This window comes from Achromobacter sp. ACM03 (genome assembly GCF_014851665.1).
GTDB lineage: Bacteria > Pseudomonadota > Gammaproteobacteria > Burkholderiales > Burkholderiaceae_B > Achromobacter > Achromobacter aegrifaciens.
In genome coordinates this window covers 1,663,797-1,682,570 of the sequence record NZ_JACVAD010000001.1, presented here as the reverse complement: position 1 = coordinate 1,682,570, position 18,774 = coordinate 1,663,797, and the positions used below count along the sequence as shown (strand labels likewise).

The window sequence follows — 18,774 nt, the reverse complement described above, 5'->3', positions numbered from 1 at the left end:
TCAGATGAAATGGCAGTTGACGGAACCCAGCACGCCGTAATCGACGTTGAAGGTATCGCCAGGGCGGGCCAGCACCGGCCGGGTGAAGGAGCCCGACAGGATGATCTCTCCCGCTTCCAGCGCCACGTCGTGGGCGGCCAGCTTGTTCGCCAGCCATACTACGCCATTGGCGGGATGGTTCAAGACGCCCGCGGCCACGCCGGTTTCCTCGATCACGGCGTTGCGCGACAGGATGGCGCCGATCCAGCGCAGGTCCAGCTCGCCGATCTTCACCGGCCGTCCGCCCATCACCACGCCGGCGTTGGCGGCGTTGTCGGCGATGGTGTCGAACACCTTGCGCGGGCGCTTGCTGTCGGGGTCGATGCTGTGCGAGCGCGCGTCGATGATCTCCAGCGCCGGGACCACGTAGTCGACCGCGTCATAGACCTGGAACAGCGTGACGTCGGGGCCTTGCAGGCGCTTGCCCAGCACGAAGGCGAGTTCGACTTCCAGCCGCGGCAGGATGAAGCGGCCCGCGGGTATGTCCGCGCCGTCATTGAAGAACATGTCGTCCAGCAGCATGCCGAAGTCGGGTTCGTCGATCTGCGAGGCCTGTTGCATGGCGCGCGAGGTCAGGCCGATCTTGTGGCCGCGCTTGATGCGGCCTTCGGCCAGCTTGATGTCCATCCAGGCGCGCTGGATGGCATAGGCGTCGGCAATGGTGATGTCTGGGTACTCGAGCGAAATCTGGCGGATCTGCTGGCGGGTGCGTTCGGCTTCGTGCAGGCGCGCGGCGATGGCGCGCACGGTATCTTTATCTAGCATCGGAGTTCCAGGTGTCATGGAGTTGGAGTGGAATCAATTGGGGAAGGGGACGAGCGTGTTGACCAGCCGTCCCACGCCTTCGATCTCGGTCACGACTTCGTCGCCGGGCTGCACGTTGACGATGCCGTCGGGCGTGCCGGTCAGGATCAGGTCGCCGGGCGAGAGCGTCATGAAGCTGCTGAAGTACTCGATCAGCGCGGGCACGTCGAACACCATGTCGCGGGTATTGCCGCGCTGCGTCTCCACGCCGTTGACGGTGGTGCGCAGGTTGAGGTTCATGGGGTCGGGCACGTCGTCGCGGTCCACCAGCCAGGGGCCTAGCGGTGTGCAGGTGTCGCGGCTTTTCACGCGCAGATTGGGGCGGTACCAGTTTTCCAGGTAGTCGCGCAGCGCATAGTCGTTGGCCACGGTGTAGCCGGCCACGCAGTCATAGGCCTGGGCGCGGCTGACCTTGCTGGCGGTCTTGCCTATCACCACCGCCAGTTCGCATTCGTAGTGCATGAAGGCGACGTCGGCGGGGCGCAAGGTCTGGGCGCGGTGCCCGACAAAGGTGTTGGCGGCCTTGAGGAAGCCCAGCGGCTCGTCCGGGGCCTTGAACGCCAGTTCCTTGGCGTGGTCGGCATAGTTGATGGCCAGCGTGAAGGTGGTGCGCGGCTCGAAGGGCGGCAGCCATTGCACCGCGTCTTCGGCATACACGCGTCCGTCGGCCAGGCGGACCTGGCCGGGGCCGGCTTCGGTGGCGGCATGGATGACGCCGTCCAGGGAAATACGGGCATGTTTCATGGCGGGCTCCTGGGCTTATCGGGCGGCGGCCAGCGCATTGCCCAGCGTGCCAACCCGGGAAATGCTGATCTCGTAGCGCTGTCCGGCGCGCGCGCGCGGCGCGCCGTGGGGCGTGCCGGCCAGCAGGATGTCGCCCGCTTCCAGCGTCATGAACTGGGTCACGTCGGCGATCAGCCGCGCTACGGGACGGATCAGGTCGGCGGTGCTGGCGCGCTGCGCCACCTGGCCGTCGATGCGCACTTCGATGTCCAGGGCATCCACGTCGCCGACCGCGGCCACGGGGGCGAGATCCTGGCCGATGGGGCAGAAGCCGTCGCGGCATTTCTGCTTGAGCGCGGGGCGGAAGTAGCTGGCGTGCGGCACGGACAGGTCCGCCACCACGCGGTACCCCGCCACATAGTCCAGCGCCTCGGCTTCGCTCACGCGGGTCGCACGGCGGGCGAACACCACGCCCAGGCAGGCGCCCACTTCGACCTCGTCCACGTCGGCGGGCAGGGCGATCACGTCGCCATTGCGGGCATAGGTATTGGCCGGCTTGATGTAGAGCACGGGCGCCTTGGGCGCGGCCTTGTAGGGGGGCGCGTCCACGGCCTCGCCCAGCGCGGCCAGCGCCTGGCGCGTGTTCAGCGCCGCGCCCACCACGGTCCGCGGCCACGGCGTCGCGGCCGCGGCTGCGCGCGCGGCCAGGTGTTCGCGGTAGTTGTTGAGCTTGTAGTTCAGCACCGGGTCGGCTTCCTCGATCTGCATCGAGATGCCGAGCGGGCGCGCCGCCATCTGCGGCGCGAGCGCGGCGGTCAGCGCCTGGAACACCCGCTCGCCCAGAGCGGCTTTCTGTTCGGCATTGCGGCCGTGGCCGATGCGCAGCACCACGTGGACGAAGGCGTTGTCGGGATGGCCATCGACGATCAGGCAGTCATCCACGCGCAGCGCGCGGGTGCGCGCGCCGGCCAGCGGGAACAGGCTGCCGTCGCCCACGGCGGCGTCCTGCACGGTCCGCATCAGCGCCTGCGTATCCAGGGCCAGATTGCCTGAGTATTCGATCCAGATATGGGGCATGGCCTTGCTCCGCATGATGTAATTATCATGTTAACTAGTTTAATGAAAAACTGCGATGGCAACAATCGGCCATAGGGTTGCCGGGGCCTGTTCCGCCTGGGGGTTTCCCGACGTTGACAGCGTGTTCCGGCAAGCATAACGTTAACTTGTTAATTAAATTTGCGCCGGACGGTCCGGCGCGGACAGGACGAGGAGCCGCGCGTGAGCATCAAGCACTGGATCAACGGCAAGCAGGTCGACAGCCGCGACCGCTTCATCACCAGCAACCCGGCCACGGGCGAACCCATCGCCGAGGTGGCCGCGGGCGGGCAGGCCGAGATCGACGCGGCCGTCGCGGCAGCCGCCGAGGCCTTCCCCAAATGGGCCAACACGCCCGCCAAGGAACGCGCCCGCCTGATGCGCAGGCTGGGCGAACTGATAGACCAGAACGTGCCGCAGCTGGCCGAACTGGAAACCCGCGACACCGGGCTGCCGATCTCGCAGACCCGCAAGCAGCTGATCCCGCGCGCCTCGGAGAATTTCAATTTCTTCGCCGAGGTCTGCACGCGCATGAACGGCCACACCTATCCGGTGGACGACCAGATGCTGAACTACACGCTGTACCAGCCGGTGGGCGTGTGCGCGCTGGTGTCGCCCTGGAACGTGCCGTTCATGACCGCCACCTGGAAGACGGCGCCTTGCCTGGCGCTGGGCAATACGGCGGTGCTGAAGATGTCCGAGCTTTCGCCGCTGACGGCGGACCAGCTCGGGATGCTGGCGCTGGAGGCCGGCATTCCGGCCGGCGTGCTGAACGTGGTGCAGGGCTACGGCGCCACCGCTGGCGATGCGCTGGTGCGGCATCCCGGCGTGCGCGCAATCTCGTTCACCGGCGGCACCGTGACCGGCAAGAAGATCCTGGCCAGCGCTGGCGGCGTCAAGAAGTATTCGATGGAACTGGGCGGCAAGTCGCCCGTGCTGATCTTCGACGACGCGGACGTGGAGCGCGCGCTGGACGCGGCGCTCTTCACCATCTTTTCGCTCAACGGCGAACGCTGCACCGCGGGTTCGCGCATCTTCATCCAGCAATCCATCTACGACGATTTCGTGCGCAGGTTTGCCGAACGCGCGCAGCGCCTGGCCGTGGGCGACCCCACCGATGACAATACCCACGTGGGCGCGATGATCACGCGTCAGCACTGGGAAAAGGTCACGGGCTACATCCGCCTGGCCGAGCAGGAAGGCGCGCGCATACTCGCGGGCGGCGCGGACCGGCCCGCAGGCTTGCCGGCCCATCTGGCGGGCGGCAATTTTGTCAGCCCGACGGTGCTGGCGGATGTCGACAACCGCATGCGTTGCGCGCAGGAAGAGATCTTCGGACCGGTCGCCTGCCTGCTTCCGTTCAAGGACGAGGCCGAGGGCCTGGCGCTGGCCAATGACGTGAAGTACGGTCTCGCGTCCTACATCTGGACCCGCGACATTGGGCGGGCGCACCGACTGGCCCGCGGCATCGAGGCGGGCATGGTATTCATCAACAGCCAGAATGTGCGCGACCTGCGCCAGCCCTTCGGCGGCACCAAGGAATCGGGCACGGGACGCGAAGGCGGCGAATACAGTTACGAGGTCTTTGCCGAGATCAAGAACGTGTGCGTGTCCATGGGCAGCCACCACATCCCCAGATGGGGCGTCTGAATCCGGCCCCGACCACAAGAACGAGGAGACTAGCATCATGGGCAAGCTCGCGCTGGCGGCCAAGGTAACGCATGTGCCGTCCATGTATCTTTCGGAACTGCCTGGCAAGCACCAGGGTTGCAGGGAGGCGGCGATCCAGGGACATCGCATCATCGGCCAGCGTTGCCGCGACCTGGATGTGGACAGCATCGTGGTGCTGGACGTGCACTGGCTGGTCAACGGCGGCTATCACGTGAACTGCAACAGCGGCTTCAAGGGCCGCTACACCAGCAACGAGCTGCCGCATTTCATCAAGGACATGGATTACGCCTACCGCGGCAATCCGCAACTGGGGCGCCGCATCGCTGAATGCGCCAACGCCGCGGGCGTGGGCACGCGTTCGCATGAAATCGACAGCCTGGAACTGGAGTACGGCACACTGGTGCCGATGCGCTACATGAATGGCGACGGGCGCTTCAACGTGGTGTCGGTAGCCGCCTGGTGCGCCTGGCACTCGCTGGACGAAAGCCGCCGCTTCGGCGCGGCGTTGCGCCAGGCCATCGAGGCCAGCGACAGCCGCGTGGCGGTGCTGGCCAGCGGTTCGCTGTCGCATCGCTTCAACGACAACGGCAGCCCCGAGGCCGCCATGCACCAGATCAGCCGCGAGTTCTTCCGGCAGGTGGACTTGCGGGTGGTGGAGTTGTGGCGCCAGGGCGACTGGAAGGCCTTCTGCGCCATGCTGCCCGAATACGCGGACCTGTGCGTGGGCGAGGGCGGCATGCACGATACCGCGATGCTGCTGGGCCTGTTGGGCTGGGACGGCTACGACCAGCCGGTGGAGATCGTGACGGATTACTTCGCCAGTTCCGGCACGGGGCAGATCAACGCGATCTTCCCGGTGCCGGCCTGATCATTCCTCTTCGGAGGCGCGCGCGTCGGCGGGCTCGCGCTTGATCAGTTCGACCATGGTGTCGACGTCGCGATACAGGCGGTCCAGCAATTCCTTGCCGATCCGGGCCTCGATTTCCTGGTACTTCGCGTCCACTTGCGGACGCATGCGGTCGATCAGCTTGTTGCTCTTGGGCGTCAGCGAAATTTCCTGGCGCCGCTGATCGGCGCTGGAGCGCGTGCGCTTGATCAGGCCCTGTTCCTGCATGCCCGCCAGCATGCGCGTGAGGCTGGGGCTGAGAATCTGGCAGGTGCGGGCGATCTGGTTGGGTTCCATGGAGCCCACTTCGCTCAGCGTGCGCAGCACCCGCCATTGTTGTTCGGTGACGCCCGCGGCGTGCAGGATGGGGCGGAAGTGCGCCATCAGCGTTTCACGCGCGTAGAGCAGCAGATGGGGGAGATTGCGGTGGTGGAAGCTCGGACTCATGGCGGCTATGTTAGCAAGAAGCCGGGCCGCGCCGCAGCGAAATCGGACGCGCGCGCCCATCGGTCCGCGCCGGGCGCGGCGCCGATGGGTGGCGGTGATCAGGCGGGGTTCTGCTGGGCCAGTTCCTGCAGGTCGTCGGGCAGGGTCAAGTCGGGGGCGGCCTGCTGCAATTCGCGCAGCGCCTGTACTGCCTCTTCCTGCTGTTCCTCGCGCACCAGCGCCCGGATGTGGGTCACGCGGGCTTCGATGTCTTGATCGCTGAGGGCGGGCGTTTCCGGCGCGGCGGGCTCGGCGGCTGGTTGTTCCGCGGGCGAGGTTTCCTGGGCGGCGGGGGCGGCTTCCTGGGCAGGAGCGGCTTGCGGCGCCGTTTCTTGCGGCGGCGCGGCCACGCGTTCGGTGACGGGCGCGGACTGTTCGGCGGGCGCTTGCGCAGGCGTGGACAGCAGCGCGGGCGCGCGTTCCGAGCTTGTCCCTATTTCGTGGGGGGTGATGACAGGCGTGTTCTGCTCGGGAAAATCCTGGGCTTCGCGCATCTCGGTCCAGGCGAACAGGCCGAAGACCATGGCCGCGCAAGCGGCAGCGCCCCAGGCGGGGTGCCAGCTATGGCCGGGATGCCAACGGCGGCGCACTGCCGCGTCCAATTCGGGATTGGCGCCGGGACCGTGCCTGCGATACAAGGCGCGCAGATCCCGTTCATCGTCTTCGTCGAAAGGGGGGCGGTAGGTAATGCTCATGCGCGTACTCCTCGCACATGCGCCTGGTGGCAAGGCGCATCCGCGTCTGACCTCTGCGCACGCCGCGCCGGTGGTCCGGCGGTCTCGTCGTAGCTCGGGTCCTGTTCCGGTTTAGGCGGCTTCCTGGAAAGCCGCGGGTGATTGCGCCGCGATTCCCGCCGCCGCGCCCCGAGGGCGTCTGGCTGCAGGTATGCCGCCCTGGGCCGGGCGGTTCGTCAATGCGCTGCACCTGATGATTATGCGCGATTTGGAGAAATCCGCCAGAGAATTTCTTGAGTTTGCATCATGTAACTTCAGCACGTCCCTGTTTTTGAAAGCAGAATGACAGATACCGCCCCATCATGGGGCGTGCGAGGACGAAAGCGCGCGTGTGCGCGCGCATGCCGCCCTGGCTTGCCGGTACACTTTCGCGCATGGCCAAATCCCGAACCGTATATGTGTGCTCCGATTGCGGCGGCACCACCCCCAAGTGGCAGGGCAAATGCCCACATTGCAACGCCTGGAACACGCTGGAAGAAACCGTGGAATCGTCGGCGCCGGCCGCCGCCTCCCACCGTTATGCGCCGCTGGCGGCCGCCAGCCCCGTGCGCAGCCTGTCTGAAATCGAGGCCCGCGAAACGCCGCGCCAGCCTACCGGGCTGGAAGAATTCGACCGTGTGCTGGGCGGCGGCCTGGTGGCCGGCGCCGTGGTGCTGATCGGCGGCGACCCGGGCATAGGCAAGTCCACCTTGCTGCTGCAGGCGCTGGCCTCGCTGTCCGAAGTCACCAACGTGCTGTACGTGACGGGCGAGGAATCCGCCGAACAGGTGGCGCTGCGTGCGCGCCGGCTGGGCCTGCAGACGGGCAACGTCAACCTGCTGGCCGAGATCCGGCTGGAGTCGATCCAGGCGGCGGTGTCGGAGCAGAAGCCCACTGTGGCGGTGATCGACTCGATCCAGACCCTGTACAGCGGCGAACTGACCGCGGCGCCGGGGTCGGTGTCGCAGGTGCGCGAATGCGCGGCGCAGCTCACGCGCCTGGCCAAGCAGACGGGCATCGCCATCGTCATGATCGGCCACGTCACCAAGGACGGCGCGCTGGCCGGGCCGCGGGTGCTGGAGCACATCGTGGACACCGTGCTGTATTTCGAGGGCGACACGCATTCCTCGTTCCGCCTGGTGCGCGCCTTCAAGAACCGCTTCGGCGCGGTCAATGAACTGGGTGTCTTCGCCATGACGGACCGCGGGCTGCGCGGCGTGGCCAACCCTTCCGCGCTGTTTCTGTCGCAGCATGAACAGCAGGTCGCGGGATCCTGCGTGATGGCCACGCAGGAAGGCACGCGCCCGCTGCTGGTGGAGATCCAGGCGCTGGTGGATAGTTCGCACGCGCCCAACCCGCGCCGGCTCACGGTCGGCCTGGAGGGCAACCGCCTGGCGATGCTGCTGGCGGTGCTGCACCGGCACGCCGGCGTGTCCACCTTTGACCAGGACGTGTTCGTCAACGCGGTGGGCGGCGTGCGCATCACGGAACCTGCGGCTGACCTGCCGGTGCTGCTGGCCATCATGTCCTCGCTGCGCGACAAGCCGCTGCCGCGCGGCCTGATTGCTTTCGGCGAGGTCGGCCTGGCGGGCGAGATCCGGCCCGCGCCGCGCGGACAGGAACGCTTGCGCGAAGCGGCCAAGCTGGGCTTTTCGATTGCGCTGATCCCCAAGGCCAACGCGCCGCGCCAGCCCATCGAAGGACTGGAGATCTGGGCGGTGGACCGGCTGGACGCCGCGCTGGACAAGCTGCGCTGACGCCGAGAGCGGCGGCCTGCGGCGGTTTCATATCGACATTCTGATTGCCCGGCCTGCACTGGCCGGGCCTGCTGGAGCAAGAAGTGAGTCTGTTAGTTATCGCCGCGTGCCTGGCTGCGGGCGGCCTGATCGGTTTCATGGGCGGCGTGCTGGGCATCGGGGGCGGCCTGATCGCGATTCCCGCGCTGGTGCTGTTGATGGGCATGTCGCAGCAGTTGGCGCAGGGCACGGCGCTCATCATGGTCCTGCCCACCATCATGATGGCGGTGCGCAAGTACAACCAGCAGACCCGCATCGACAAGCGCGTGGCGTTGGCGGGAGCGGCCGGGGCCGTGGTGTTCACCTGGGTCGGCGCGCAACTGGCGCTGGGCATAGATTCCGGCATCCTGCGCCGCAGCTTCGCCGTGTTCCTGTTCTTCATTGCGCTGTTTTATGTGTGGCAGACCTGGCGCGCCTCGCGTCCCGTTGCGACGCGCAAGCCGGCGGCCAAGGGCGATGCGCCGGTCTTCACGCCGCGCCGCGCCAGCGTGCTGGGCATTTTGTGCGGCACGCTGGGCGGCTTCTTCGGCGTGGGCGGCGCGGTGCTGGCCGTGCCCATCATCACGTCCGTGTTCAGGTTGCCGCAGACCACGGCGCAGGCGCTGGCGCTGAGCATGGTGATTCCGGGATCTTTCATCGCGTTGATCACCTACTCCTGGGCGGGGCAGGCCGATTGGCTGGTCGGCGCGCCGCTGGCGATAGGCAGCCTGCTGTTCGTGCCGGTGGGCGTGAAGCTTGCGTACCGTCTGCCTGAACGCAAGCTGAGAGCCTGCTTCGCACTGATGCTGTTCGCCACCGTGGCGCTGCTGGCGTTCGAGAGCTGAACCGTCCGCGCCATATTTCGAAGCGTTAGCGACCGAAATTTTCTGGTTCCGCGCTGAACCTTCTGGATGGGGCCGGTTCAAACGGGAACGGGTAAAGCGGCGATGTTGCCGCCCCGTGTCGAAAAAAGGACTTCGGTCCTTTTACATTCAGGAGTTCATGAAATGACGACTCACTCCCGTATTGCTGCGTTCCTATCCACCTCGGCCCTGTGCCTCGGTCTGGCTGCCGCGCCTTCGGCGTTTGCAGCGGGCGCCGATGCCACGTCCAAGACGGGTGAAACCAAGACCCAGGCGCAGCACAAGCATCACAAGTCCGACAAGACCTCCGCCAAACCGGCGGCGGCCAAATCGGGCGGGGCCGCGAAGACGGATCATTCCGGCGCAGCGGCGCCAGCGAAGTAAGCACTGAGGGCCTGAGCGCCCGGTAGTTCCTTTGCGCAAACGACTTCCGATTCCCGCGGGGGCCGGAAAGTCGAAAGCCTCTCGGTATGGGCGCCGAGAGGCTTTTTCATTTGGCGCGCCGCGGCTGCGGCGCAGGGCGGGCCTTACTCCGCAGGAGTGATCACGCGGCCGGTCTCGAAGAACGCCTGCAGGTTTTCCAGCATCAGGTTCTCCATGGCCACGCGGGTTTCCAGCGTGGCGCTGCCGATGTGCGGCAGCAGCACTGCGCGATCGGTCTTGAGCAACGCTTCGGGCACCTTGGGCTCGTGCTCGAACACGTCGAGCGCGGCGCAGCCCAGCTTGCCGGCTTCCAGCGCGGCGACCAGCGCGGTCTCGTCGATGACGGGGCCGCGCGCGATGTTGACGATGATGCCCGTGGGGCCCAGCGCTTCCAGCACTTCGCGGTTGACCAGATGGCGCGTGCTGGGACCGCCGACGGTGGCCACGACGAGGAAGTCGGCCCACTTGGCCAGGTCGGTGAGCGAGGCTTCGTAGCCGTATTCCACGTCATCGCGCTTGCGGCGGTTGTGGTAGCGCACGTCCATGTCGAAGCCCATGCCGCGGCGGGCGATGGCCTCGCCGATGCGGCCCAGGCCGACGATGCCCAGCTTCTTGCCGCTGACGCGCTGGCCCAGCGGGATGCCGCCATGCACCTGGCCCCACTGGCCCGCGCGCACGAAGCGTTCGCCCTGGCCCATGTGGCGCGCGCCCGCGATCAGGAGGCCCCAGGCCAGATCGGCGACGCAGTCGGTCAGCACGTCGGGGGTATTGCTGACCTGCACGCCGCGCTGCTTGGCGGCCTGGACGTCGATGGTCTCGTAGCCCACGCCCCAGCTGCAGATGGCCTTCAGGTCGGGCAGGGCGTTGATGAGTTCGGCGTTGGCGCCGTAGGTGGCGGACGTGACGACGGCGGTGACGCCCTTGCCATGCTCGGCCAGCGCCGCCTTGCGGTCCGGGTACTTCCATAGTTCGACGACGTCGTAGCGGTCCGCGAGCGTCTTGTTGGCGTAGGGGGAACCGGCCAGCGAGCCGACCTGGATGATGCGATGCTTGGTGGTCATGTTGTCGTACAGGTGGGTGGCAAAACGTTGATGCTACTTGATCCGGCCTTGATGCAGGCTGACAGGATGCCCGCCAGGGGCATCCCGGGTCCAGGTCGCGACCTTACTCGAGCTGGATGTTGGCTTTCTGGATGACGTCCTTCCAGCGCTTGACCTCGGCCTGCTGGAATGCCGTGAACTGCTGCGGCGTGTTGGCCACGACCTCAAAGCCCAGGCCTTGCAGGGTCTTCTCGGTCTGGGGATCGCGCAGCGCGGTCTGCAAGGCCTTGGACAGTTGCTGGACGATGGGCGCGGGCGTGCCCTTGGGCACGGCAAAGCCTTGCCAGGAGTACACCACCATGTCCTTGATGCCGGCCTCGGCCAGCGTGGGCACGTCCGGCAGGTCGGCGGCGCGGGCGTCGCCCGTGATGGCCAGCGCCTTGAGCTTGCCGGCCTTGATGTGGGTCTGGACCGCGCCCAGGTTCTGGAATGACACGTTGACCTGCCCGCCGATCAGGTCGGCGATGGCCGCGCCGCCGCCGCGGTAGGGGACGTCCACGCCCGTGCTCTGGGTGCGCTGGCGGAACAGCACGGCGGACAGGTGGTCCGACGAACCCGTGCCCGACGAGGCATAGGACACCTTGCCCGGATTCTTCTTCGCGTATTCGACCAGCTCGGCGACGGTGCTGGCCGGAAACGTCGGCGCTGCCACCAGCACGTTGGGATTGCGCACCGCCTGCGTCAGGTATTCGAAGTCCTTGCTGGGGTTGTACGACAGGTTCTTGTAGAGCGCCTCGTTGATGGCGAAGGTGCCGATGGAGCCGACCATCATGGTGTACCCGTCAGGCGTGGAGCGGGCCAGCGCCTGCGCGCCGATGGCGCTGTTGGCGCCGGGCTTGTTTTCGACCACGAAGGTCTGCCCCAGGATTTTCGTCAGCCCCGGCGTGACCGAGCGCGCGGTAATGTCGGAAGAACCGCCCGGCACGAAAGGCACTATCATCGTCACGGGTTTGTCGGGATAGCCGGCGGCCTGCGCCGCGGGCATCCCGGGCAGCACGGCGCCTGCGGCGACGGCGGCTGCGACGGCCGCGGCGCTCATCAGTTTGTTCATGGTGTCTCCTGGTTCGCGTGCTGATGAAGAGCCCGCCGCCCACGCGTTGCGGACGGACCCGGATCGGCTTGGGGTCAGTCGACCTTGGCGCCGGATTTCTTCACGACCTCCGCCCATTTGGCGGATTCCTGCGCCATGAACTGTTTGAACTGGGCCGGCGTGTTGCCGGAGGGCGTGGCGCCTTGCGCCTGCAACTGCGTGCGCACGGATTCCTGCTTGAGGGCCGCGGCCACGTCGCGCTGGATCTTGTCGACCACCGCCTGCGGCGTGCCGGCGGGCGCCAGCAGGCCGAACCAGCTGGACGCGTCATAGCCCTGCACGCCGGCCTCGGCCATGGTGGGGACGTCGGGCAAGGCGGGTGAACGCTGGGCGCTGGTGACGGCCAGCGGGCGCAGCTTGCCGCTCTTGAGGAACCCCATGGAGGACGGCAGGTTGTCGAAGATCAGATCGGCGGAACCGGCCATCACATCGGTCAGCGCGGGGCTGCTTCCCTTGTACGGCACGTGGGTCATGCGCGTACCCGTCATGTTCTGGAAGAGCTCTCCCGACAGATGCGTGGAGGTGCCGTTGCCGGTGGACGCCATGTTGACGCTGCCCGGATTGGCCTTCAGGTACTTGATCAGGTCGGCCACCGTGCGGATGCCGTGCTTGTCGGCAAACGCGGGGTTGAGTTCCAGGATGTTGGGCACGGGGATCACCAGCGTCACCGGCACGAAGTCCTTGACCGGGTCGTAAGGCAGCTTGGCATAGACCGACTGGTTGATCGCATGGGTGCTGACGGTGCCCATCAGCAGCGTGTAGCCGTCCGGCGCGGCCCGGGCTGCTTCGGCCGTGCCGACGTTGCCGCCTGCGCCTGCCTTGTTGTCCACCACCACGGCCTTGTTCCAGGTCTTGCCGAGTTCGGCGGCGACGATGCGGGCCGCGATGTCGGTGGTGCCGCCGGCCGGGAAGGGCACGATGATCTTGACGTCCCGTTCCGGGTAGTCTGCCCGCGCCGGCGCGGCCGGCGACAGGAAGGCGGCCGCCGCCAGGGCGGCGCTGCAAAGAACGGCCAAGGCGGACCGGCCTCGCGCAGGGGCTGCATGCATGGAATTCGTCTCCTCGGTGTGCGCGTGGCCGCGCATCGTTTCTGGGGGTATTCCGCCCCTGGCATGGCCCGAGGCTTTGACGCCGCATGGCGCCCCGCGGCGCCCTGCGTTTTGCTGCCGGACTACTTGTAAAACAAATATATGTATTGAGCTTGTGCTTGTCAACCAAGTATACTTTTTCGAACCCCCACACCCGATAGCAGGATCAGCCAGGAGCCCCGTCCATGAAAACCTCCCCGGTCACCGCGCAGGATTTGCAGCGTTCGGTCATCGCCGTGCCGCCGCTGGCGCGCCAAGACGATCTTTCCCTGAACGAGGCGGCCAACAAGGCCTTGCTCGGCCATCTGGAAGCGGGCGGCGTGCGCAACGTGATGTATGGCGGCAACGCCAACTTCTACAACGTGGGCGTGGGCGAGTACGCGCGCATCGTCGACATGCTGGCCGGATTGGCGGGCGCGGACACGTGGATCCTGCCTTCCGTGGGGCCCGACTACGGCAAGATGATGGACCAGGCGGCGATCCTGCGTACGCGTGCGTTTCCCACGGCCATGTTGCTGCCCATGTCCTTTCCCTACACGGACGCGGGCCTGGCCGAAGGCGTGCGCCGCTTCACGGACGCGCTGGGCAAGCCCGCGGTGATCTACATCAAGTCGTCCGGCTACCTGGCGCCGGAAAGCGCCGCGCGCCTGATCGAAGAGGGCCGCATCGTGGCCTTCAAGTACGCCGTCGTGCGCGATGATCCGTCGCAGGACGCCTACCTGTCATCGCTGCTGCAGGCGGTGGACGCGCGCTGGATCGTCAGCGGCATCGGCGAACGTCCGGCCATCGTGCACTACCGCGATTTCGGCCTGAAGAGCTTCACCTCCGGCTCGGTCTGCGTGGCGCCGCGCGGTTCGATGCGCCTGTTGCATCTGTTGCGCGACGGCCGCTATGACGAAGCCGAGGCTGTGCGCCAGCAGTACCTGGGCCTGGAAGACTGCCGCGACAGCATCAGTCCCATTCGCGTGCTGCACGATGCCGTGACGCTGTCGGGCGTGGCGGACATGGGGCCGATGCTGCCCCTGCTGACCGGCATCTCCGCCGCCGAGCGCGAGCGGGTGGCGCCGGTGGCGCGCGCCCTGGCGGCCTGGGACCGGGAGGCGGCTGCTGCGTGAGCGCACTGGCGCCGCGCATTGACGGTACGATGAGCGCTGTCCCGCCATCGCGGACAGCGCCATAGCATCGAGGAGGTTTCGTGGCCCGACCCAAAGCAACACCCGCGCCAGCGCCGCAGGCGCCCGCCGAACACGATGCCGCGGGCGCGCTGGTGCTCGAACGCGGGCACCGGGTGCGGCTGGCGGATCAGCTGTACGGCCAGATCTTCGAGCAGATCGTCTCTGGCGGGTTGAACGTGGGCGACAAGCTGCCTTCCGAGAACGAAATATCCGAACGCTTCGGCGTCTCGCGTCCGGTGGTGCGCGAAGCGCTGCTGCGGCTGCGCGCCGACGGCCTGATCACCGCGCACCAGGGGCTGGGCACCTTTGTCAGCCATGCGCCCGCACCGCGCCTGAAGACCTTCAACGACGTGCAGAACGTCAGCGCCTACCTGCGGGCCCAGGAGGTCCGGGTGGCGCTGGAGGGCGACGCCGCGCGCCTGGCGGCGCTGCGCCGCACCGACGAGCAGCTCAGGAAGATCGCCGATGCGCATGCGGCCTTCGCCGACAGCCTGGCGCGCGGCCAGGTGTCGGCCGAGGCCGACCTGGCCTTCCATGCCAGCATCGCCGAAGCCAGCGGCAACGACTTCTATCTGGGCGTGCTGGAAAGCATCCACGAATCCATCAGCGGCTTCATGCGGCTGACCTTGAACCTGACCCGCACCGGTTCGCGCCAGCGTGCGCAGCGCGTGGTGGACGAGCATGCCGCGATCCTGGACGCCATCCGCGAACAGGACAGCGAGCGCGCCCGCGTGGCCATGCAGTTCCATCTGGGCCAGGCCCGTCACCGGCTGGTGGACCGCGAGCGCGATTGATCCCTTCCGTCCGCCCGCTGCGATCAAACCAAAACTACAGGAGACCAGAGTGCAAGGGAATATCGCGGCGGAAGTGCCGGTGGAGCAGGTCCGCGAGCAGATCCTGCAGGTGCTGATGGCCTGGGGCATGGCGCAGGACCTGGCGCACATCACCGCGGGCCTGATGGCGCGCACCGACCTGCTGGGCATCGACTCGCACGGCATCTCCATGCTGCCGGCATACGAGGACAAGCTGCGCGCTGGCGCCCTGCGGCTGGACGCCAGGCCGCGGATCCTGCGCGACGGCGGCGCCAGCGCGCTGATCGACGGCATGGGCGGCCTGGGCTATCCGGTGGCGGCGCAGGCCATGAACCTGGCGGTGGACAAGGCTTTGGAGCACGGCGTGGGCGCCGTGTCGGTCTGTAATTCGCATCACTTCGGCGCGGCCGGCGTCTATGCGCGCATCGCGGTCGAGCGCGGCGTGGTCGGGCTGGTGACCAGCAGCGCCAACGGCGTCATCATGGTGCCCACGCGCGGCGCCATGCCCATGCTGGGCACCAATCCCATCGCCTTCGGCGCGCCGGCCGCCTACAACGAACCCTTTGTGCTGGACATGGCGACCACCACCGTCGCCGCCAACAAGGTCAAGGTCTACGACTTCCTGGATCAGCCCTTGCCGCCAGGCTGGGCGGTGGACGGGCAGGGCGGCGCGGTTACCGATGCGGCGGCCGCCATGCAATTCATCTTCACGCATCCCGAGGGCGGCCTGACCCCGCTGGGCGGCACTGCCGCCATGAGCAGCCACAAGGGCTACGGCCTGGCGATGATGGCGCAGATCCTGGGCGGCACGCTCAGCGGCAGCGCCTTCGCCGCGCGCCGCGCACCGACGCGCCGGCCGGGCGAACCCGACGATGTGGGCCATTTCTTCCTGGCCTTGAACCCCGACGCCTTCCGCGCGGCGGGCTCGTTCGAGTCCGACATGGACGACATGATCGACGCCATGCACGACACGCCGCCCGCCAACCCGGACGAGCCGGTGCTGGTGGCGGGCGAGCCCGAAGCCGCCGAGCGCGCGCGCCGGCTGCGCGCAGGCATACCCATTTCCGCCGCGCTGGCCGAACGCCTGCGCGCCATCTGCGAGCGCGCCGGCACGCCTTATCTGCTGGACCCGGCGTGATTCCGTTTTCCCTATAAACCCTTGCCCAAGAGCACAGGAACAGAGACATGAGCAATTCAGACAAGCGCAAGAAACCCGAAGAACTGCGCAGCCACCGCTGGTATGGCGTGCGCGACCTGCGCTCGTTCGGCCACCGTTCGCGCACCGCGCAGATGGGCTATCACCGCTCGGACTACGCCGGCAAGCCGGTGATCGCCATCATCAACACCTGGAGCGACATCAACCCCTGCCACAGCCACTTCAAGCAGCGCGTCGAAGAGGTCAAGCGCGGCATCTGGCAGGCGGGCGGCTTCCCGGTGGAAATGCCCGCCATGAGCCTGTCGGAGCCCTTCCAGAAGCCGACCACCATGCTCTACCGCAACCTGCTGGCGATGGAGACCGAAGAGCTTCTGCGCTCCTATCCCGCTGACGGCTGTGTGCTGATGGGCGGCTGCGACAAGACCACGCCCGCGCTGCTGATGGGCGCGGTGTCCATGGACTTGCCCACCATCTTCATGCCGGCCGGCCCCATGCTCCGCGGCAACTGGAACGGCAACACGCTGGGCTCGGGCTCGGACACCTGGAAATACTGGGCCGAGCTGCGCGCCGGCAACATTACCGAGGAAGACTGGCAGGGCGTGGAGGACGGCATCGCCCGTTCGCCCGGCCACTGCATGACGATGGGCACCGCGTCCACCATGACGGGCGCGGTCGAGGCGCTGGGCCTGTGCCTGTCGGGCGCTTCGTCGATCCCCGCGCCGGATTCGCGCCACGCGCAGATGGCCAGCCTGACCGGCAAGCGCATCGTGGAAATGGTGTGGGAAGACCTGAAGCCGTCGGACCTGCTGACCGCCGCGTCGTTCGACAATGCCGTGCGCACGGTGCTGGCGCTGTCCGGCTCAACCAATTCCGTGGTGCACCTGATCGCCATGGCGCGGCGCAGCGGCTTCGGGCTGGACCTGGACCGCTTCGACCATCTGGCGCGCACCACGCCGGTGCTGGCCAATCTGCGGCCGGCCGGCAAGTACCTGATGGAAGACTTCTATTACGCCGGCGGCCTGCGCGCCATGCTGGTGCAGCTGGGCGACCTGCTGGACACGACGCAGCGCACCGTGGACGGCCGCACGCTGGGCGAGAACATCGCGGGCGCGCGGATCTTCAATGAAGACGTGATCCGGCCGCGCGCGCAGGCGCTGATCGAGCGCGACGGGCTGGCGGTGCTGCGCGGCAACCTGGCGCCCGACGGCGCGGTGATCAAGCCGCCCGCGATGGAGGCGCATCTGCAGGTGCACACGGGCCGCGCGGTGGTCTTCAAGGACTACAACGACATGGCGGCGCGCATCGACGACCCCGACCTGGACGTGGATGCCGACAGCGTCATCGTGCTGCAGAACGCGGGGCCGCAGGGCGCGCCCGGCATGCCCGAATGGGGCCAGTTGCCGATTCCGCAAAAGCTCCTGAAGCAGGGCGTGCGCGACATGGTACGCATTTCGGATGCGCGCATGAGCGGCACCAGCTATGGCGCCTGTGTGCTGCACGTGGCGCCCGAGGCCTATGTGGGCGGCCCGTTGGCGCTGGTGCAGGACGGCGACCGCATCACGCTGGACGTGCCGGCGCGGCGCCTGGAACTGCTGGTGTCCGACGAGGAGCTTGCCGCGCGCCGCGCCGCCTGGCAGGCGCCGCCGCCGCGTTTCGAGCGCGGCTATGGCGTGCTGTACCTCAAGCATATCGGCCAGGCCGACACGGGCTGCGATTTTGATTTTCTTCAGACCGAAACGCGCGCTCCGGCCGCGGGCGAGCCTGAAATCCACTGACCCGGACACCGGACGCACATACTAAAAAAACCATAGAGGAGACAACCATGCAACAGAAGAAACCGGCGGCGCGCGCGCGCCTGGCCATCCTGGCGGCGGCGGGGACACTGGCCATGCTGCCCGGCATGCTGATGGCGCAGGGCGCGGCCTGGCCCGCCAAGCAACTCAAGCTGGTGGTGCCGTTCCCCGCGGGCGGCAGCACCGATTCGGTGGGGCGCCTGCTGGCGGCCGAACTGTCCAAGGAGCTGGGCCAGACCGTGGTGGTGGAGAACAAGGGCGGCGCCAATGGCAATATCGGCTCCGACATGGTGGCCAAGGCCGAGCCCGACGGCTATACCCTGCTGCTGTCCGGCGTGGGGTCCAACGCCATCAGCTACGCGATCTACCAGAACATGCCATACCGCAACAGCGACTTCGCGCATATCTCGCTGCTGGCAACGGGCCCCAATGTGCTGGTGGCCAACAACGACTTCCCGGGCAAGACTTTCGCGGACTTCATCAAGCTGGCGCGGGAGAATCCGGGCAAGTACACGCATGCGAGTTCGGGCAGCGGCTCCTCCGGCCACCTGGCCATGGAGATGCTGAAACAGGACGCCAAGATCGACCTGGTGCACGTGCCCTACAAGGGCGGCGCCGCCGCCATCACCGATACCATCGGAGGCCGTGTCTCGGTATTGTTCCTGAACCAGGACGCGTTGCTGCCGCAGGTCACGTCGGGCAAGCTGCGTGCACTGGCCGTGGCCAGCGCCAAGCGCAATCCCGCCTATCCCGATACGCCGACGGTGGCGGAATCAGGCTATCCGGGTTTTTCGGCCGAGTCCTGGTTTGGCTTGTCGGCGCCAGCGAAGACGCCGCCCGCCGTGATCCAGCGCCTGAACCAGGCGACGGTGAAGGCGCTATCCTCGCCCGAGATCCGGCAGAAGCTGGAGAGCGTGGGGTTCGTGGTGGTGGCCGACGACCCGAAATCGTTCTCGGCGTTCGTGGATAACGAGATCACGAAATGGGGCAAGGCCGCCAAGGCCTCGGGCGCGAAAATGGATTGAATGCGTGGATTGAATGCGCGGCCGGGCTTGCTGGCCCGGCCTGACCTGTTTTTCTTG

The 18,774-nt window shown here is 67.3% G+C and carries 18 protein-coding genes; 10 read left to right on the top strand and 8 right to left on the bottom strand.

Annotation, left to right across the window (positions count from 1 at the left end; all coding sequences use genetic code 11):
• The 3 genes from hpaH to IB257_RS07690 are packed head-to-tail and all read right to left on the bottom strand — an operon-like array spanning position 1 to position 2,643.
• Positions 1–804, bottom strand: a complete 804-nt coding sequence (hpaH, locus tag IB257_RS07700; protein ID WP_175213720.1) for a 2-oxo-hept-4-ene-1,7-dioate hydratase — start codon at positions 802–804, stop codon at positions 1–3.
• A 33-nt stretch (positions 805–837) separates the two neighbouring features.
• The gene (locus IB257_RS07695; protein ID WP_054452424.1) at positions 838–1,587 is read right to left on the bottom strand and encodes a fumarylacetoacetate hydrolase family protein; all 750 of its coding nucleotides are present in this window, start codon (positions 1,585–1,587) and stop codon (positions 838–840) included.
• A 15-nt stretch (positions 1,588–1,602) separates the two neighbouring features.
• Entirely contained in the window at positions 1,603–2,643 is a 1,041-nt protein-coding gene (locus IB257_RS07690; RefSeq protein WP_192352306.1) for a fumarylacetoacetate hydrolase family protein, read from the bottom strand.
• A gap of 201 nt (positions 2,644–2,844) precedes the next feature.
• On the opposite strand from IB257_RS07690, the gene hpaE reads away from it, so the two are divergent.
• A complete protein-coding gene (gene hpaE / locus IB257_RS07685) occupies positions 2,845–4,311 on the top strand; it encodes a 5-carboxymethyl-2-hydroxymuconate semialdehyde dehydrogenase (protein WP_175163550.1) in 1,467 nt (488 codons plus the stop codon).
• A 37-nt stretch (positions 4,312–4,348) separates the two neighbouring features.
• On the top strand, positions 4,349–5,200 hold the full coding sequence (hpaD, locus tag IB257_RS07680; protein WP_054452420.1) for a 3,4-dihydroxyphenylacetate 2,3-dioxygenase: 852 nt from the start codon (positions 4,349–4,351) through the stop codon (positions 5,198–5,200).
• On the opposite strand, the gene hpaR is transcribed toward hpaD, so the two are convergent.
• Together hpaR and IB257_RS07670 are read right to left on the bottom strand one after the other, a co-directional pair.
• Positions 5,201–5,665, bottom strand: a complete 465-nt coding sequence (gene hpaR, locus IB257_RS07675) for a homoprotocatechuate degradation operon regulator HpaR (protein ID WP_054452418.1) — start codon at positions 5,663–5,665, stop codon at positions 5,201–5,203.
• A 98-nt stretch (positions 5,666–5,763) separates the two neighbouring features.
• Entirely contained in the window at positions 5,764–6,399 is a 636-nt protein-coding gene (locus IB257_RS07670) for a hypothetical protein (protein WP_192354920.1), read from the bottom strand.
• Between the two features lie 413 nt (positions 6,400–6,812).
• Here IB257_RS07670 and radA point away from each other — a divergent pair, with 413 nt between their 5' ends.
• The 3 genes from radA (at position 6,813) to IB257_RS07655 (ending at position 9,439) form a co-directional block, all read left to right on the top strand.
• Positions 6,813–8,174 (top strand): DNA repair protein RadA, encoded by a 1,362-nt coding sequence (radA, locus tag IB257_RS07665; protein WP_059379903.1) that lies wholly within the window; start codon positions 6,813–6,815, stop codon positions 8,172–8,174.
• A gap of 83 nt (positions 8,175–8,257) precedes the next feature.
• The gene (locus IB257_RS07660; RefSeq protein ID WP_192492109.1) at positions 8,258–9,037 is read left to right on the top strand and encodes a sulfite exporter TauE/SafE family protein; all 780 of its coding nucleotides are present in this window, start codon (positions 8,258–8,260) and stop codon (positions 9,035–9,037) included.
• Between the two features lie 162 nt (positions 9,038–9,199).
• Positions 9,200–9,439: a hypothetical protein gene (locus IB257_RS07655; RefSeq protein WP_054452411.1), complete on the top strand. Its 240-nt coding sequence runs from the start codon at positions 9,200–9,202 to the stop codon at positions 9,437–9,439.
• Positions 9,440–9,582: 143 nt separating this feature from the next.
• On the opposite strand, the gene IB257_RS07650 is transcribed toward IB257_RS07655, so the two are convergent.
• The 3 genes from IB257_RS07650 to IB257_RS07640 all read right to left on the bottom strand — a co-directional run bounded on the left by IB257_RS07650 (position 9,583) and on the right by IB257_RS07640 (position 12,717).
• Positions 9,583–10,539 carry a 2-hydroxyacid dehydrogenase gene (locus IB257_RS07650; protein WP_192492108.1) on the bottom strand — a complete coding sequence of 319 codons (957 nt, stop codon included), beginning with the start codon at positions 10,537–10,539 and terminating at the stop codon, positions 9,583–9,585.
• A gap of 103 nt (positions 10,540–10,642) precedes the next feature.
• The gene (locus IB257_RS07645) at positions 10,643–11,629 is read right to left on the bottom strand and encodes a tripartite tricarboxylate transporter substrate binding protein (protein WP_054452407.1); all 987 of its coding nucleotides are present in this window, start codon (positions 11,627–11,629) and stop codon (positions 10,643–10,645) included.
• A 74-nt stretch (positions 11,630–11,703) separates the two neighbouring features.
• Positions 11,704–12,717 carry a tripartite tricarboxylate transporter substrate binding protein gene (locus IB257_RS07640; RefSeq protein ID WP_054453632.1) on the bottom strand — a complete coding sequence of 338 codons (1,014 nt, stop codon included), beginning with the start codon at positions 12,715–12,717 and terminating at the stop codon, positions 11,704–11,706.
• Positions 12,718–12,941: 224 nt separating this feature from the next.
• On the opposite strand from IB257_RS07640, the gene IB257_RS07635 reads away from it, so the two are divergent.
• The 5 genes from IB257_RS07635 (at position 12,942) to IB257_RS07615 (ending at position 18,717) form a co-directional block, all read left to right on the top strand.
• Complete coding sequence (locus IB257_RS07635; RefSeq protein ID WP_054452405.1) at positions 12,942–13,871, top strand: dihydrodipicolinate synthase family protein; 930 nt, start codon at positions 12,942–12,944, stop codon at positions 13,869–13,871.
• 80 nt (positions 13,872–13,951) lie between these two features.
• Positions 13,952–14,725, top strand: coding sequence for a FadR/GntR family transcriptional regulator (locus tag IB257_RS07630; RefSeq protein WP_118932816.1), 774 nt, complete (start codon positions 13,952–13,954; stop codon positions 14,723–14,725).
• Between the two features lie 49 nt (positions 14,726–14,774).
• Positions 14,775–15,881, top strand: a complete 1,107-nt coding sequence (locus IB257_RS07625) for an Ldh family oxidoreductase (RefSeq protein WP_054452404.1) — start codon at positions 14,775–14,777, stop codon at positions 15,879–15,881.
• A gap of 47 nt (positions 15,882–15,928) precedes the next feature.
• Positions 15,929–17,674 (top strand): L-arabinonate dehydratase, encoded by a 1,746-nt coding sequence (araD, locus tag IB257_RS07620; protein WP_054452402.1) that lies wholly within the window; start codon positions 15,929–15,931, stop codon positions 17,672–17,674.
• A 47-nt stretch (positions 17,675–17,721) separates the two neighbouring features.
• Positions 17,722–18,717 carry a tripartite tricarboxylate transporter substrate binding protein gene (locus tag IB257_RS07615; RefSeq protein WP_175181439.1) on the top strand — a complete coding sequence of 332 codons (996 nt, stop codon included), beginning with the start codon at positions 17,722–17,724 and terminating at the stop codon, positions 18,715–18,717.
• The last annotated feature ends 57 nt before the right edge of the window (positions 18,718–18,774 follow it).